16 protein-coding genes and 1 tRNA gene are annotated in these 16462 nt (G+C 66.9%); 8 read left to right on the top strand and 9 right to left on the bottom strand.

The annotated features are described in order from the left end of the window. Positions 1-48: 48 nt before the first annotated feature. Positions 49-945, bottom strand: a complete 897-nt coding sequence (locus tag AAHM44_RS13120) for a histone deacetylase family protein (protein ID WP_269575326.1) — start codon at positions 943-945, stop codon at positions 49-51. A 152-nt stretch (positions 946-1097) separates the two neighbouring features. Between AAHM44_RS13120 and AAHM44_RS13115 the strand changes: the two genes are divergently transcribed. From AAHM44_RS13115 to AAHM44_RS13085, 7 genes are all read left to right on the top strand, one after another. After that, positions 1098-1577, top strand: coding sequence for an RNA pyrophosphohydrolase (locus tag AAHM44_RS13115; RefSeq protein ID WP_269575325.1), 480 nt, complete (start codon positions 1098-1100; stop codon positions 1575-1577). 95 nt (positions 1578-1672) lie between these two features. Then, positions 1673-2563, top strand: coding sequence for a DUF481 domain-containing protein (locus AAHM44_RS13110; protein WP_260396045.1), 891 nt, complete (start codon positions 1673-1675; stop codon positions 2561-2563). Positions 2564-2708: 145 nt separating this feature from the next. Further along, a complete protein-coding gene (locus AAHM44_RS13105) occupies positions 2709-3917 on the top strand; it encodes a hydrolase (protein WP_342250251.1) in 1209 nt (402 codons plus the stop codon). Further along, positions 3914-4924, top strand: a complete 1011-nt coding sequence (locus AAHM44_RS13100) for an arginine N-succinyltransferase (protein WP_342250250.1) — start codon at positions 3914-3916, stop codon at positions 4922-4924. Before AAHM44_RS13105 ends, AAHM44_RS13100 begins: the two co-directional genes overlap by 4 nt. Beyond that, positions 4924-6183, top strand: coding sequence for an N-succinylarginine dihydrolase (locus tag AAHM44_RS13095; RefSeq protein WP_342250249.1), 1260 nt, complete (start codon positions 4924-4926; stop codon positions 6181-6183). The genes AAHM44_RS13100 and AAHM44_RS13095 overlap by 1 nt, the downstream gene beginning before the upstream one ends. Positions 6184-6234: 51 nt before the next feature. Further along, positions 6235-6447: a hypothetical protein gene (locus AAHM44_RS13090; protein ID WP_184166210.1), complete on the top strand. Its 213-nt coding sequence runs from the start codon at positions 6235-6237 to the stop codon at positions 6445-6447. Between the two features lie 71 nt (positions 6448-6518). Next, positions 6519-7820 (top strand): sensor histidine kinase, encoded by a 1302-nt coding sequence (locus AAHM44_RS13085; protein ID WP_184166213.1) that lies wholly within the window; start codon positions 6519-6521, stop codon positions 7818-7820. A 161-nt stretch (positions 7821-7981) separates the two neighbouring features. Here AAHM44_RS13085 and AAHM44_RS13080 read toward each other — a convergent pair. Continuing rightward, positions 7982-8058: transfer RNA gene (locus AAHM44_RS13080), tRNA-Arg, on the bottom strand. 82 nt (positions 8059-8140) lie between these two features. Between AAHM44_RS13080 and AAHM44_RS13075 the strand changes: the two genes are divergently transcribed. After that, positions 8141-8638 carry a hypothetical protein gene (locus AAHM44_RS13075; protein ID WP_342250248.1) on the top strand — a complete coding sequence of 166 codons (498 nt, stop codon included), beginning with the start codon at positions 8141-8143 and terminating at the stop codon, positions 8636-8638. A 2-nt stretch (positions 8639-8640) separates the two neighbouring features. Here the strand turns inward: AAHM44_RS13075 and AAHM44_RS13070 are convergent, their stop codons facing one another. The 7 genes from AAHM44_RS13070 to AAHM44_RS13040 form a co-directional block, all read right to left on the bottom strand. Continuing rightward, the gene (locus tag AAHM44_RS13070) at positions 8641-10923 is read right to left on the bottom strand and encodes a fused MFS/spermidine synthase (protein ID WP_342250247.1); all 2283 of its coding nucleotides are present in this window, start codon (positions 10921-10923) and stop codon (positions 8641-8643) included. A 167-nt stretch (positions 10924-11090) separates the two neighbouring features. Next, positions 11091-11621, bottom strand: coding sequence for a GNAT family N-acetyltransferase (locus AAHM44_RS13065; RefSeq protein WP_342250246.1), 531 nt, complete (start codon positions 11619-11621; stop codon positions 11091-11093). A gap of 8 nt (positions 11622-11629) precedes the next feature. After that, positions 11630-12181: a GNAT family N-acetyltransferase gene (locus tag AAHM44_RS13060; protein ID WP_342250245.1), complete on the bottom strand. Its 552-nt coding sequence runs from the start codon at positions 12179-12181 to the stop codon at positions 11630-11632. Further along, entirely contained in the window at positions 12178-12714 is a 537-nt protein-coding gene (locus tag AAHM44_RS13055; RefSeq protein ID WP_269575316.1) for a GNAT family N-acetyltransferase, read from the bottom strand. Before AAHM44_RS13055 ends, AAHM44_RS13060 begins: the two co-directional genes overlap by 4 nt. Next, a complete protein-coding gene (hemB, locus tag AAHM44_RS13050) occupies positions 12711-13697 on the bottom strand; it encodes a porphobilinogen synthase (protein WP_342250244.1) in 987 nt (328 codons plus the stop codon). The genes AAHM44_RS13055 and hemB overlap by 4 nt, the downstream gene beginning before the upstream one ends. Positions 13698-13715: 18 nt before the next feature. Next, positions 13716-15164 (bottom strand): MATE family efflux transporter, encoded by a 1449-nt coding sequence (locus AAHM44_RS13045; RefSeq protein ID WP_342250243.1) that lies wholly within the window; start codon positions 15162-15164, stop codon positions 13716-13718. A 71-nt stretch (positions 15165-15235) separates the two neighbouring features. Further along, positions 15236-16276 (bottom strand): choice-of-anchor A family protein, encoded by a 1041-nt coding sequence (locus AAHM44_RS13040; protein WP_342250242.1) that lies wholly within the window; start codon positions 16274-16276, stop codon positions 15236-15238. Positions 16277-16462 lie beyond the last annotated feature (186 nt).

Below are 16462 nucleotides of genomic sequence, written 5' to 3'. Positions count from 1 at the left end.
CAGATGTCTACGCTCCAATCTCCCTCAACCCAAAGCAGAAAATGCGGATCAGCTCCGGGGCACGCCCTGCCCCAGCGCCAGGATCGAGGCAACGTGGCGGCGCGAGACTTCGAGCGCATCCTCGCCATAGCCGCCACCCAATGCGCTAGCGAAGGGGACGCCGCGTGACGTCATGGCGGCGGAAATCCAGCGATCGCGCTCGATCAGCCCTTCGTAGCTGAGTCCGAGGCGGCCGAGCCGGTCGCCGGCGAGCGGATCGACGCCCGCCTGATAAAGAACCAGATCGGGTGCGAAACTTTCGAGCAGCGGGATGAGAGTGTCCTCCAGCGCCTCCAGATACTCCGCGTCGCCCACCCCGTCGGCCAGCGGCACATCGAGCGTGGAGCGCGCCTTGCGAACCGGGAAGTTCTTCTCGGCATGGATCGAATAGGTGGCGATCTCCGGGCGTCCCGCGGTCAGCGCCGCAGTGCCGTCGCCCTGATGGACGTCGCAGTCGACGATCAGGATACGATGCCCCTCCTCCGCCAGGCGCACGCCGGCGATGGCGAGATCGTTGAACACGCAGAAGCCCGCGCCGGTACTGGCGAGCGCATGGTGGCTGCCACCAGCGGTGTTCGCGGCGAAGCCATGTTCGAGCGCGAGCCGGGCGGCGAGATAGGTGCCGCCGGGAACGGCCTGGGACCGGCGAGCGACTTCGGGCGTGACCGGGAAGCCGATGCGGCGCTCCTTCTCGGGCGGCACGGCGGCGCTGAGGACTTCCTCGACATAGTCCGGGTCGTGGACGGCCTCGAGCCAGGCGCGCGGCATCGGTTCGGGCTCGTGCCAGGTGAAGACCGGCCCTTCCTCGCGCAGCAGGTCGCGGACGAGGCCGTTCTTGTTCCATTGATATTGGCTGCGCGCTGGCGCCGGAGCGACGTAGTCTGGATGGTGGACGAGGTGGATCATTCGCTTGGAAGGTAGGTTGCGTCTCCCAATTCGTCATCCCCGCGCAGGCGGGGATCCAGGGTGACAAAGGACTGACTTGCTTGGCTCTGGATCCCCGCCTGCGCGGGGATGACGAGGGTGGTTTGGCTGTCCATCTCGCGCTACGAGGCCCCATGACCGATATCGCCTCCCTTCCCTATCGCCCCTGTGCGGGCGTGATGCTGCTCAATCGCCACGGCCGGGTGTTCGTCGGCCAGCGGCTCGATTCCGTGGTCGAGGCCTGGCAGATGCCGCAGGGCGGGATCGATCCCGGCGAGGACGCGCTTGAGGCAGCCTGGCGCGAACTGTGGGAAGAGACCGGGGTGGCCCGCGAGCTTGCCGAGCTGGTCGCCGAGGCCCCGGACGAGCTGTTCTATGACCTTCCCGAGGACCTGGCCGGGCGGATCTGGAAGGGCAAGTGGCGCGGCCAGCGCCAGCGCTGGTTCCTGTTCCGCTTCCTGGGCGAGGACGGCGACGTCAACATCCAGACCGCCGAGCCCGAGTTCCGCGCCTGGCGCTGGGCCGAGCCGAAAGATCTCCCCGAGCTGATCGTGCCGTTCAAGCGGGCGCTATATAAGGAACTGTTGACCGTCTTTGGACAACATCTCGTCTGATCCTGCCCTAGTTTCGCTCTCATAACGGCGATACGGACCCTGTCATGCGCGCCTCGCTCCTTGCCCTGCCGTTGCTGTTTGCTGCCCTGCCGGCGATGGCCATGCCACTGGATGACGATGATGACGGTGTTGCCGCGGCGCTGGCCACGGCGAATGTTCCGCAGGCGCTCAAGCTGATGCTCGAGGCGGCGATGGAATCGGGCAACGAGAACGACGTTGCCGTGATCGTGAAATATGCGCGGACGGCGGCACCGGACGGCGCCGACCAGCTGGTGAGGATCGCGGCCGACTGGCGCGATTCCAGGACGAAGAAGGCGCAGGCCAAGATCCGCAGCGCCGATTTCTTCGCGCTGGTGAAGGGTCATGCCGAGCTCGGCGGCTATGTGACTACCGGCAATACCGAGAATGTCGGCATCGCGGCGGCGATGGAGCTGAAGCGCGACGGCCTGGAATGGCGCCACAAGCTGCGTATCCAGGGCGACTATCAGGAGAGCCTGGGGATCACCACGCGCGAGCGCTATCTCGCTGCGTACGAACCCAACTGGAAGTTCGACGACCGCGCCTATCTCTACGGCGCCGCGCAATATGAGAGCGATCGCTTCTCCGGCTTTTCCGACCGCGTCTCGCTGTCGAGCGGGATCGGCTACAGCGCGGTCAAGTCGCCGGCGGTGAAGCTCGACCTCGAAGTGGGTCCGGCGTTCCGGTACACCCGCTTCATCGATCAGCCGGCCGAAAGCAATGCCGCGGCGCGCGGAAGCGTGGATTTCGGCTGGAAGATCACCAAGGGCATCTCGGTGACGCAGAATGCCTCGGCCTATCTGCAGAACGCCAACAGCACCGTCTCGTCCAAGTCGGCGCTGCTCACCAAGCTCTTCGGGCCGCTCTCGGCGCAGTTCAGCTATTCGCTGCAATATGAAAGCACCCCGGCGATCGGGCGCAAGAGCACCGACTCCACCAGCCGCGCGGCACTGGTCGTCGATTTCTGACCTGACGGCTCGGCCGGCTGCTTCCTTCCTTGTTCCCCGGCTTTCGCCGGGGAACCGAGTGGTAAGCGGTGCCATGCCTTGCCTGCATGAGATTCCCGGCGTTCACTGGGGTGACCGCAATAATATTTCGCGCTAGGTCCAGTGGATGACCGAGCTTTCCAAGACAGAACGCGCGGCAGTGGAGAGGGCCGCGGCCTCGCCGATGCTGGCGCGGACCGAGGCCTGGACGGCGATCAACAGCGGCACCCGCAATATCGCGGGGCTCGCCCGCATGGCCGATGCGCTGGCCGACGCATTCTCCGTCCTGCCCGGCCCGATTACGCTGGTGGAGCCCGAACCCGCCGACAGCGTGACCGTCGACGGCCAGGTGCTGCCCCTCGCCCATGGCCATCATCTTCACCTAGCGGTGCGTCCCGACGCGCCGGTGCAGATCCTGCTAACCGGCCATATGGACACGGTCTATGGTGCCGATCATCCGTTCCAGGCGAACAGCTGGCTGCCCGATGGCAACCTCAATGCGCCGGGTGCCGCAGACATGAAGGGCGGGCTTGCCCTGATGCTCGCGGCGCTGGAGGCAGTGGAGGACAGCACGCTCGCCTCGCATGTCGGCTATGAGGTGCTGATCAATTCGGACGAGGAGACCGGCTCCTTCTCCTCGGCCGGGCTGATCGCCGGCGCCGCCAAGGGCAAGGTTGCCGCGCTCACCTATGAGCCTGCGCTGCCCGATGGCACGCTGGCGGGCGCCCGCGGGGGTACCGGCAATTTCTCGATCGTGGTCCACGGCAAGTCCGCCCATGCCGGGCGCAACCCCGATGAGGGGCGCAACGCGCTGGTCGCTGCCGCGGACCTGGCGATGCGGCTCAATGACGCCAAGGCTCCCGGGCTTGCGGTGAACCCGGCGAAGATCGACGGGGGTGGCCCCAACAATGTCGTGCCCGAACTGGCGATCCTGCGCGTCAATTTCCGGCCCAAGGATGCCGAGGCGATCACTCGCGCCCGGATCGCGATCGACCAGGCCGTGGCGATCGTTTCCGTGAAGCATGACGTACGCATCCATGTGCATGGCAGTTTCAACCGCCCACCCAAGCCACTGGATGCCGGTGCTGAGAAATTGTTCGAACTTGTGCGCGCATCCGGCGCCGACCTGGGCATTCCGGTCGCCTGGAAATTCTCCGGCGGGGTGTGCGACGGCAACAACATCGCCGCCTGCGGGGTGCCGGTGGTCGACACGATGGGCGCGCGCGGCGGCCTGATCCACAGCCCGGACGAATTCCTGATCCCGGAAAGCCTGGCCGAACGCGCCGCGCTTTCCGCCGTCACCATGTTGCGTATCGCCGAGAAGGGGAAGTTATGAGTTTCGTGATCCGTGCCGCCCGCGACGAGGATCTGCAGGCGCTCTACGAGATGGCGAAGCTGACCGGCGGTGGCTTCACCAATCTGCAGCCCGAGAAGGACGTGCTCCGCGTCAAGCTCGCGCGCAGCCATGCGGCGTTCGATCGCGCCGAGGACGAGAGCGGCGATGACGTGTTCGTGCTGGTGCTCGAAAATGTCGATACCGGCGAAGTGCGCGGTACCTGCCAGATCTTCACTGCCGTGGGGCAGCGCTGGCCCTTCTATTCCTATCGCCTCGCCACCGAGACCAAGCATAGCGAGGAACTGGGCCGAACCTTCCGCGCCGAGACGCTCAGCCTGGTCAACGACCTTGAGGGCTGCTCGGAGGTGGGCGGGCTGTTCCTGCATCCGGGCGAACGCGCCGGCGGGCTGGGCATGCTGCTGGCACGCAGCCGTTACATGTTCATCGCCCGCCACCGGGCGCGCTTCGCCGAGCGGATCCTCGCCGAACTGCGCGGGGTGATCGACGAGGCGGGCGGTTCGCCCTTCTGGGATGGCGTGGCGGGGCGCTTCTTCGGGATGAACTTCCAGGAGGCGGACAGCTTCAATGCGATCCATGGCAACCAGTTCATCGCCGACCTGATGCCCAAGCACCCGATCTATACCGCGATGCTCTCCGAGAGCGCGCGCGGGGTGATCGGCCTGCCGCACCCCTCTGGCCGGGCCGCTATGCGGATGCTGGAGAGCGAGGGCTTCGCCTGGGAGCGCTATGTCGACATCTTCGACGGTGGCCCGACAATGACCGCGCGGACCGACCAGGTGAACACGGTGCGCGATGCCAGGACAGCCAGGGTGTCGGCGATCGAGCCGGGCGGCGAGGCCGCGCTGGTCGCGACCGGGCGGCTCACCGGCTTCCGGGTGACGCAGGGGCGCGTGACGGCGCAGGGCGACGGCGTCGTCATCGATCCGCGCACTTCCGAGCTGCTCGGGGTCGGTGTGGGCGACGAAGTCATGCATGTGGGCCGCTGATGCTTACCGAGATCAATTTCGACGGGATCATCGGCCCCAGCCATAATTATGCGGGGCTGAGCCACGGCAACCTCGCGGCGACGCGCAACCGGGGCGAGACCTCGTTCCCGCGCGCTGCGGCGCTGCAGGGCATCGCCAAGATGCGCGCGAATATCGCGCTGGGGCTGACCCAGGGCATCCTCCTCCCCCATGCCCGCCCGGATCACCGCTGGCTGGCGCGCCTCGGCACCCGTTTCGAGGATGCGCCGCCGCACAGCCAGGCCCAGGCGCTCTCCGCCTCGCCGATGTGGGCAGCCAACGCCGCGACTGTCTCGCCGGCGCCCGATACCGGCGACGGGAAATGCCATCTGAGCGTCGCCAACCTGGTGACGATGCCGCATCGCAGCCACGAATGGCCCGAGACGCTGGCGCAGCTGCGCATCGCCTTTGCCGACCCCGCCTTCGCGGTGCACGGTCCGGTGCCGGCGCCGTTCGGGGACGAGGGCGCGGCCAATCACATGCGGCTTGCCGCCGAGCATGGCGCACCGGGGGTCGAGGTGTTCGTCTATGGCATCTCGGGCGGCCCCTTCCCTGCCCGCCAGCATCCCGATGCCAGCGCGGCGGTGGCGCGCAAGCACCGGTTGGAACGCGTGCTGTTCGTCCAGCAGTCCGAGGAGGCGATCGCCGCCGGCGCGTTCCACAACGACGTGGTCGCCGTGGCGAACGGACGGGTGCTGTTCGCGCACGAACAGGCCTTTGCCGACAAGGACCGCTTCTACGCCGACCTGCGCGCGATGCTGCCGGAAGTGGAGATCGTCGAGGTGCCCGCGGCGAAGGTCAGCCTCGCCGATGCGATCAAGTCGTACCTGTTCAACGCGCAATTGGTGACGCTGCCCTCGGGCGAGATGGCGCTGGTGCTGCCGGGCGAGGCACAGGCGACGCCGAGCGTGTGGAACTGGCTGCAGGAGCATGTCGCGGGCAATGGCCCGATCCGGCGGCTCGAGGTGGTCGATGTCCGCCAGTCCATGGCCAATGGCGGCGGCCCGGCCTGTCTGCGCCTGCGCGTGGTCTGCGATCCGTCGACGGTCGATCCGCGCTTCCTGGTCGACGATGCAAGGCTCGATCGCATCGCATCCGTGATCGAGGCGCATTGGCCCGAGGCGATCCCGTTCGACTCGATCGCCGATCCGGCGCTGATCGCCCAGGTGGAGGCGGCACGGGCCGCGCTGCTCGAGGCACTGGACCTGTCGGATTTACTTACAGGTAACCATCCGTTTTAACGCGAAACTACGTATTTTGGCGCTTGGCCCGGGGCTTGCTTAACCTCTGGCATGTTCTACCGCATCGGCCGCCTGTTCACGATCAAGTCCAAGTTCGAGGCGTTCCTCGTAATCTACGGCCTTGCCTGCGGCGCGACGGAGCGCGGCGTGCACTATCTCGGCAAGTTTCCCGGGTGGGAAGGCTGGATGCTCTTCGCACTCTGCCCGATTGCTGTATTCATGGCGGGCGCCAAGATCCTGGACAGCTTCGATGTTCCGGATTGACCAGCGAATTGTTTCTGTAACGATCGGGGTTTAGCGGCCGTCGGGCTGGCCTGTGGGGAGGTTTTGAGCGCGTGCGTTTGTTCCGGGGTATATTTTCTTCTCTCGCAGCGCAGGCGCTGCTCGCCGCGGTAGTGCCGGGCGGCCTGATGGTATTCGTGATGCACGAGAGCCAGCAAGCCGAACTGGCCCAGCGTGACCGCGAGCGGCTCGATGCGTTCGTGCAGACCGCCGCGGAAGCAGCGCGCGCCGGGCGCCCGCTCGACCAGGTGGCGCAGCTCCCCGGGCCGCTTTCCGGGCGCGTGCTGCTCGTCGATCCGCAGGGCCAGGCCATCGCCGGCCCGACCACCAGCCTCGCCACGCGCGCCGAACGCCCGGTCCAGGTCGATGGCCGCACCGTGGCGACCGCCAAGATCGTCCGTCCGCCGGAGCTCAACGACCAGGATCGCCGGGTACTCGCCACCCAGTATATTGGCGTGGCGGCGATCGTGCTGGTGCTGTTCGTGCTGCTGCTGGTGATGGCCTATGTCTTCGCCCGGCGCTGGACGAAGCCGCAGCTCCAGCTCTACCGGATGAGCCGCGACGTGGTGAACGGCGATCTCGACCTCTATTTCGACGAGGAAGGCCCGGCCGAAGTGGTGGCGACGATGCGCAACCTGCGCCGCATCGCCAGCCAGTTCAGCCGCCTGGAGACCGCACGCCGCACCTGGCTGGTGTCAATCTCGGGCGAACTCAAGACGCCGACCGAGAATATGGGCGAGCATTTCATCAAGCTGTGCGAGGTGGATCCCCCGCTCCCGCCCGAACTGATCGGCGCGATCGAGGAGGATACCCGCCGGCTGATCCACATGGCCGAGGACCTGAACGCGGTGGCGCTGGCCGATCTCGGCCGCCTGCCGGTCAGCTTCGCCCAGGTCGATCCGCGCGCGCTGATCCACAACGCCATCTATGCCGACAGGAAGCGCGCCGAGGCACAGGGCGTGCGGCTCGAGACGAGCACGCTGCCCGAATATACGGTGATCGTGAAATGGGACGGCGCGCGCATCGAGCAGCTGTTCGGCGCGCTGATCGACAATTCGCTGCGCTACACGCCGAAGAACGGCCGAATCGTGCTCGGCCTCGAAAGCTCGCGCGATGCCTGGCGCCTGATCATCGACGACAATGCCCCGGGCGTGGATGTGATGCTCGCCCAGCGGTTGTTCGAACCCTTTTATCGCAGCTCGGACCGTTCGGACGAATCGGCCGCCTCCGGCCTTGGCCTGGCGACGGCGCGTGCGATCGTCGAGGCGCATCATGGGCGGATCGAGGCGAGCCGCTCGCCGATCGGCGGCCTGCGCGTGACGGTGATCCTGCCAGGCAACCCACCCACCGCCTGATTTGCCCTGTAAAGGCCGACAGACCCAAGCCCCGCCTGACCCCGGTCCGGCGGGGCTTTCTGTTTCGAAGAGCTTCTGGACGGCCCTGCGGCCGCCGCCGGAACGCGCAGAGCCTGAAACAGAAAAACCCCGCTAAGCCGTTGGCCTAGCGGGGTTTTAATTGGCGCACCCGGAACGATTCGAACGTCCGACCCTCAGATTCGTAGTCTGATGCTCTATCCAGCTGAGCTACGGGTGCGCTGTGGAGGGGAGCCTTTAGAAGCGCTTTTTGGATCGCGCAAGCCGTTGCGTGCACTTTTCCACAGGCATAAGGCACTTTCATGCGATTTATTCTGCTGCTCAGCCTTACCGCCCTCGCCGGATGCACCGAATCCACGGGGCGCTTCCCCTCGTTGCTGCCCCGGCCGATTGAATCGACCAGCCTGGCCGAGCCCGATCGCCCCGTGGCGGTGGCGACGCCCGACGCGGCGCTCGACAAGCGAATCGCCGAGATTCGCGGGACGCTGGCAGAGGGGATCAAGGCATTCACCGCCGGCGCTCAGGATGCGGAGGCCAAGATCGCTGTCTCCCGCGGGCTCCCGCAGGGGTCCGAGGCATGGCTGCAGGCGCAGGTAGCGATGGGATCGCTGGCCGAGTTGCGCCGCCCGGCGGTCTCGGTGCTCTCCGAGCTGGAGGAACTGGCGACGCAGCGCGGTGTGGATGGCTTGCCGCCCTACCCAGCGCTCGATGCGGCGGTCGCGGAAGCCGACCAGGCGGCCACGCAGCAGCAGAACCGGATCGATTCGCTCGAAGCCGCGCTGGGCGGCACCGGCAACTAGGCTCAGTCTTCCGTCAGGTCTGGGTGCAGAACGCGCAGCACCGGGATCACCGACGCATAGTCATCGGTCCAGGGCTGGAATTCCGGCCAGCTCTTGAGCTGCCGCCAGCCCCCGCCCCGTGCCGCCAGCCGCTGCAGCACCGCGGGATCGTGGCTGAGCGCAATCCATTCCGAAGCCGATTCGGCTCTTGGCTCGACCTGATCCACCTTGGTGCCCCCGCCCGGCAGCGGCGTGGCGATGAAATGCGGCGCAGGTTCATAGGACAGGCGAATCGCCTTCCATCCCCCGTCACGCGCTGCCGCGGACACCACCGGTGCCAGCGCCATGAACCGGTTCGAGATATGGACCAGCAGCAGCCCGTTCGGCGCCAGCACCCGGCTATAGGTGGCGAAAGCCTGGCGGGTGAGCAGGTGCATCGGCACCGAATCGGACGAAAAGGCGTCGAGCGCGAGCAGATCGAGGCTGGCGGTCTGCGATTCGGTAAGGCGCACCCGGGCGTCGCCGATCGAAATCCGGGTCTGTGGCGCACATTGGCGCAGGAAGGTGAACTTCCCCGAATCGCGGGCGAGCTGGACGATCGCCGGATCGATCTCGAAGAATCGCCACGCCTGGCTGGGCTTGGCATAGCAGGCGAGCGTGCCGGTCCCGAGGCCGACCACGCCGACACGAGCCGCCGGCCCGTAAAGCTCGGGCAGCGCCTGCATCGCCTGCCCCACGCCTGACCCGGGAACATAATAGGTGGTGGGCTGGGTCGACTGCGCGCCCTTTAGCTGGATGCCGTGCAGCGTGGTGCCGTGCGCCAGCTGGTTCTCGTTCTTGTACTCGGTGACGGTGTAGACACCGAAATAGCTACGGGTGCGCGCGTCGGAGAGCGAGAGCTGGATCGAGCGATAGCCGCCGAACAGGATCAGCCCGCCCGCCAGCGCCGCCAGATAGGCCGGACGCCGCCCTACCGCGACCAGCCCGAGCACGGCGACCAGCACAAAGGCGATCTGCTCGTGCATCTCGCCGAGCAACTGCCCCGGATTGGCGATGCCGATCCAGACCAGCAGCGCCACCAGCGCGCCGATCAGGACCGTCTTGCCACTGGCGCCGTGCAGCCAGAAATCGCGGATCACCGGCAGCAGGAAGATCTGCGGGCTGAGGATGCCGGCGGCGAACACCAGCAGCGGATATTCATAGGTCCAGTCGAACAGGATCGGCGCGAGCAGACCTGCGAACACGCCGCCCAGCACGCCGCCGAACGACATGGCGAGGTAGAAGCCGGTCAGCCGGTCCGGTGCCGGGCGCAGGGCATACATGCGGGCATGCAGCGTCACCGAGACGGTGAACAGCAGCAGCAGGCCGATGAGCGCATTGAGATAGGCAAGCTGCTGGTGCCCGGCGATCAGCGTGGCACCGAACATCAGGATGATCACCGGCGCGAAGCGGGTGAGGATGTCGGGCAGCACCGCATTGTCGCGGAAGGCGACCGAGAAGCTGAGCAGATAGAGGCCGAGCGGCAGCACCCATAGCATCGGCACCGCGACGATATCGGTGGTGAGGAAGGTGGTGGTGGCCAGCATCAGTCCCGAGGGGACGAAGGCCAGAATAATCCAGTGCAGCACGCGGCGGCGCGGCGGCGCGGGCGTGTGATGCGCGACATGCGGCTCGCCCTCGGCCTGGCGTGGCAGGCGGGCGGCGCAGGTGGCAACCAGTGCGAGCACCAGGACATAGCCGGCGGTCCACAGCCAGCTCTGCCCCTTGAGCGCCAATGTCGGCTCGACGATCAGCGGATAGGCGATCAGCCCGCCGAAGCTGCCGATATTGGACGCTGCGTAGAGCGCGTACGGATCACGGCCATGGCTGGCCAGGCTGTACCAGCGCTGGAGCAAGGGTGCCTGGGCCGAGATGGCGAAGAAGAGCGGGCCGATCGAAGCGATGAGCAGCCAGGGCACCCAGATCGCGGGCTCGGCATCGCCGGGCAGCTCGGTGGCGCTCACGCCGATCGGCAGCCAGAGCGCGGCGACGATCAGCACGCCGATATGGATGGTCGCCTGCATGCGCGGCGGCACGCGGCCGAGCCAGTGCGCATAGGCATAGCCGCCGAGCAGCAGTGCCTGGTAGACCAGCATCGCGCTGTTCCACACCGCCGGCGCGCCGCCGAGCCGCGGCAGGGCCATGCGCGCGACCATGGGCTGTACGAGGAAGAGCAGGAAGGATCCGGTGAGGATCGCTGCCACGAACAGCCAGCGCGTGGTGCGCGATCCGGCCTGTGGCGTCACGTCTTCGATGCTGCCCTCCATCCCGTCAGCGCCCCGTGCCGCTCTGGGCCGATTCGGCTTGCCGATCGCTGAACCAAGGTTGGGGAAAGGATTGTGCGGGATACGTAACGAACATGCCGCGGAGGCAAGCAGAGGACGTCCCGCTAGTAAAGGGCCAGGATGTTTCCGCTACCTTTTGCGCTGCGCCATCAGGCCGCCGGGCGCGCGATCCGATAGGTGATGTGCGGGTTGAGCCAGTCGGGTGCATTGGGGTGGATGAAGTCCTCGTCCTGCGCGCGCGTCATGCCCAGCCGCTCCATCAGGCCCCAGCTGCGGGTGTTGCCCAGCACCGTCATCGCCGCGACCTGGGGCGTATCGAGATTTGCCCATGCCCAGTCCAGACTGGCCTGCGCGGCTTCACGCGCATAGCCCTTGCCCCAGCCGGTAGCGGCCAGACGCCAGCCGATCTCGACCTGCCCGAACAAAGGCGTGCCCTCGGGCCCGGGCTTGAGCCCGCAAAAGCCGAGGAACGCGCCGTCTTCCTTGCGCTCGATCGCCCAGAAGCAATAGCCGTGCGCATCGAGCAGCGCGTTCTGGCGCGCCATTGCGGCATCGGCATCCTCGGCACTGAGCGGCGGGCCGAGGAATTCCATCACTGCCGGATCCCGGCCCATGGCGTGCCAGGCAGGGCGATCGCTGTCTTGCCAGCGGCGGAGGATCAGGCGGGAGGTTTCGATCATCATGCTTCCTAGTCGGTCGTTCCGGGGCGCGTAAGGACATAGACGATCTGCGCGCCGACGGGGTCTCCGGGCGGATAGCCCTGGTGGTGGAAATCGAGATCGGGCCTGCGGGTCATGCCCAGGCGCTTCATCAGGCCCCAGCTCGCCTGGTTCTCGATCGTGGTCCAGGCCCCGATTGCCCGGGCATCGAGGTTGGCCCAGCCCCAGGCGATGCTTGCCTCGATCGCCTCGCGGGCATAGCCCCTGCCCCAATGCGGCTCCGCGATCCGCCAGCCGATCTCCGGCATGCCGGCGACCAGCGCACCCGGGGGATAGTCCGATGCGATGCGGATGCCGCAGCTGCCGATCAGCTCGCCGGTGTCGCGCAATTCGGTCGCCCAGTAGCAATGGCCGAAATGGGCATAGTCATTAAGCCGACGCGCGAACATCGCGTCCATCTTCGCCACGGGCTGGATCCCGCCCAGATACCGCATCATCGGCCCGGTATTGAAAATCGCATCGAACGCCGGGCGCTCCTCCGGCCTCCAGGGCCGCAGGCGGAGACGCTCCGTCTCGATCATGCCGGGCGGTCGATCGCGTAGACGATCATCGCGCCGAAGGGGTCTTCCGGCGCGAAATCGGGGTGCCGGAAGTCGAGATCGGCGCGCCGCCGCATGCCGAGCCGCTCCATCAGGCCCCAGCTGCGCGTGTTGCCGATCACCGTCCAGGCGGCGATGCGCGGGCGGTCGGTATTGGCCCAGCCCCAGGCGATGCTCGCCTCGGCCGCCTCGCGGGCGATGCCCTGCCCCCAGAATTTCTCGCCGATCCGCCAGCCGATCTCGAGCTCGTCCGATACCGGCGTGTTCGGATGGCCGCCGATGCGGACGCCGCAGACCCCCGCCATCTCGCCGGTCTCGCGGATCTCGACCAGCCACATGCAATGGCCGTGGCGGGCCTGCTGGTCGATCATCTTGTCGATGATCGCGTCATGCTTGGCCTGGGGCACCGGGCCGCCGAAATGCTCCATCATCGCCGGGGTATTGGCGAGGGCATGGAACACCGGCTTGTCGGCCTCGACCCAGGGGCGGAGGCGCAGGCGGGCGGTCTCGATCACCGGGCGAGCAGCTTCGCCGCCAGCGGCGCATGATAGGTGAGCACGCCCGAGCAGCCGGCCCGGCGGAAGGCCATCAGCGTCTCGAGCACCAGCGCCTCGCGCTCGCCGGCGCCCGCTGCCGCCGCGGCCTCGATCATCGCATACTCGCCGCTCACCTGATAGGCGAAGACCGGCACTTGGAACTCGCTCTTCACCCGCAGGATGATGTCGAGATAGGGCAGGCCCGGCTTGACCATCACGCTGTCGGCGCCCTCGGCGATGTCGAGCGCGACTTCGCGCAGCGCTTCCTCGGCATTGGCCGGGTCCATCTGATAGGTCTTCTTGTCGCCCTTGAGCAGCCCGCGCGAGCCGACCGCGTCGCGGAACGGGCCATAGAAAGCCGAGGCATATTTGGCGGCATAGGCCATGATCTGGACGTTGACGTGCCCGTTCGCCTCCAGCGCCGCGCGGATCGCGCCGACACGGCCGTCCATCATGTCCGACGGGGCGACGATGTCCGCCCCCGCCTCGGCCTGGACCAGCGCCTGGTCGACCAGCACCGCGCTGGTCTCGTCGTTGAGGACATAGCCATTGGCGTCGACGATGCCGTCATGGCCGTGGGCGGTATAGGGATCGAGCGCGACATCGGTGAGCACGCCGATATCGGGCACCGCGTCCTTGATCGTCTTGATCGCCCGGCACATCAGATTGTCGGGGTTGAGCGCCTCGCGCCCGTCATCGGTACGCAGTTCGCGCGGCGTATTGGGGAACAGCGCCAGGCAGGGAATGCCGAGGTCGCGCGCCTCGCGGGCGCGGTCGGCAATGCCGTTCAGCCCCCAGCGCGAGACGCCGGGCAGCGAGGCGATCGGCTCCTCCCCTTCCCCTTCTGTGACGAAGAGCGGCCAGATCAGGTTGGCCGGGGTTAGGACGGTCTCGGCATGCATCCGGCGGCTCCATTCGGAGGCGCGGGTGCGGCGGAGGCGAAGCGCGGGATACTGACTCATGCTGGGGCTGATGCGCCCTCAGCAATTGGGTTGCAAGCGTCCGGCGGGTTCGGTGGTCGCCAGCGTCTCTTCCTCGACCTTTTCGGGCTCGGGCGGCACCACCAGCACCTGCGATCGCCAGCCGCCGTACCGGTAATAGAGCGAGGCGAACAGCAGCGAGAAGGCCGATCCGATCGGGAAGGAAAGCCATAGCGCATCGGTGCCGAACCAGCGCTGGCCGAAGAACGCGAAGCCGAAGCGGATCGGGAACAGGGTGAACGCCAGGATGACCAGCGGCGGCACGGTGGCGCCATTGGCACGCACGGTGGAGAACAGCACCATCGTCGCGCCGAACATCAGGAAGGTCCAGCTGGCGAGAAGCTGGATATGGCGGGCGATCGGGATGGCCGGACTCTCGGAACCGACGAACAGCGCCATTACCGGGCGATCGAACAGGATGATCGCGACGATCACGATCAGCGTGACGATCGTGTTGAAGATCAGCCCCGAACGGGTGATCGCGCCGACCCGATCCCATTTGCCCGCGCCGATATTCTGGGCGGCCATGCCCGATACCGCGACGCCGATCGCCATCGCGGGCATCTGGATATAGGTCCAGAGCTGTTGCGAGACGCCATATGCCGCGGCGGTATCGACGCCGAGCCGGTTGACCAGCCCGACCATGGTGAGGCCGGCGGTGGACATCACCAGCATCTGCGCCCCCATCGGCAGGCCCTTGGCGACGATCGTGCGGACCAGCGCGCCTTCGGGGATCAGGTAGCGCAACTCGGGTCCGCGCAGCCGCACCGGCAGGTCGCGCCAATAGACATAGGCGAGCAGGCCAAGGCTCGAGACGATCCCGGCGATCAGCGTGGCGGTGGCCGAGCCGGCGATGCCCATGCGCGGGAACGGCCCGATCCCGTCGATCAGCAGCGGGTTGAGCCCTGCATCGATGATCACGCTCAGCACCATGAACCACAGCGGCGTGATCGAGTCGCCGGTGCCGCGCAGGCTCATCTGGATCAGCACGCCGAGCATCGAGAATGGCAGGCCTAGGAAGATCACCCGCAGATAGGCCAGCGCCATCTGCTGCGCCTCGCCCGGCGTGGCGAGCAGGCGGAGGATCTGAGGAGCGAAGACCCAGCCGATGATGGCGATCAGGCAGGCGCCGCCCATCACCAGCCCGATCGCGGAGCCGAAGGCACGGCGCGCAGCCTCGACATCTCGGCGGCCCATCGACTGGCCGATCAGGATCGTCGCGGCCATGCCGAAGCCGAACACCGCCGAGAACATCAGGAACATGATGATATTGGCATTGGCCGTCGCGGCCAGTGCCTGCTCGCCGAGGAAGCGGCCGACCCAGATCGTGTTGATCGAGCCGTTGAGCGACTGGAGGATGTTCGAGCCGAGCGTCGGCAGCGCGAACAGCAGCAGGGTGCGGCCGATCGGGCCCTGGGTCAGGTCGTGTCTGGGAGGAGGGCCGGCCATGATGCTCGCTTCGGTTGGGCGGGAAGAGAAACTGCCCGCCTGCCCTTCACCAGCATTGGCCGGCGTTCAGGTCAAGCTACCCGAGTGCGTCGGCGACGCGTGGCCCACAGGCCGATCGCACCCAGTGCGAACAGGCCGACCGCCTCGCCCGGGATCGGGCTAGGGCCGCCACCGCCGGGGGTGCCGGTGCTGGGCGGGTTGTAGGTGCCGGTATAGGTGCCGAGATGGAACTCGCCATTCTGGGTCAGGCTGCCGAACACCGCCGAACCCTGGATGTAGTTGCCCGTGGTCGCCGCTGCCGTGGGCGCGAGGACCGAGCCGCCCCAGGCGGTGCTGGCGTTCAACGTGGTGGCGTCGGGGAAGTTCCAGATGACATGCTCGCCCAGCCCCTGGGTGCCGCCGAGGAAATTGTCGTTCAGGTTGACGTTTCCGCCGCTGACATTGACGATCGCGGTGTCCGCGCCGTTCAGGTTGAACTGGATCTCGCCGATCTTGTCGAGATCGGCCGCGCTGATGTTGAACACCGCAACCCCATCTGCATTCGGCGTGGCGTTGAAGGTGCCGCGATTGCCGGCAATCACCAGGTTGCTGTTCGCGTCGAGGCCGCCGAGCGTCTTGGACAGGTCGGTCAGGCTCGAGCTGAGCAGGCTGCCCTGCTGCTTGAGGTTTACCGAGAAGCTGGGATCGCTCGCCGCAAGTCCCGACTGCACCGTGTTCTGGTTGACGTTGGTGTTGGCGATCGTGCCGCCGACCTTCACCGTCTGCGCCGCGCCGTTCAGGTTGAAGCCGCTGTTGACGTTGCCGCCGATCACCGCGCCCGAACCGTTGTTGAGGTTCTTGGTCGATCCGTTGACGTCGCCGACCACGGTGAGGCCGGGAATGCCGAGCGGGCTCGGGGTTGGATTCGCGATCTGATAATTGGAAGAATTGCCGTTGAGGTTGCCGCCGACAAAGGTACGCCCCTCGACTTCCGACGAGGAGGTCAGGTCGCCGAGCACCACCAGGTTCCAGGTCCGCAGCGCATCGAGCCCGGCGACGGACTGGGCGGAAGCGGGTGCAGCGGCGAACAGCGCCACGGCAGCAACGCCGGCGGACATCAGGAAGCGGCTCATGGAGAACTCCGAGGGATTACGACTCGAAGTTGGTTAAAGACGCTGCACCGCAGCAGGGAAATTGCGAAGCTTGGTTAACGGCGTCCCGTATCGGGAGCTTTGCTGGAATGGTTAGGTCTGACGCCAAATAGGCATCGTCATCCCCGCGAAGGGGGGGATCCATTCTGGCTGGCATCGCGGATGGGC

Origin of the sequence: Sphingomonas sp. OTU376, from assembly GCF_038440415.1 — a bacterium.
Taxonomy (GTDB): Bacteria; Pseudomonadota; Alphaproteobacteria; order Sphingomonadales; family Sphingomonadaceae; genus Sphingomonas; species Sphingomonas kyeonggiensis_A.
Note: the sequence above shows the minus strand (reverse complement) of the source record. Positions and strands in the feature narration are given on the sequence as shown.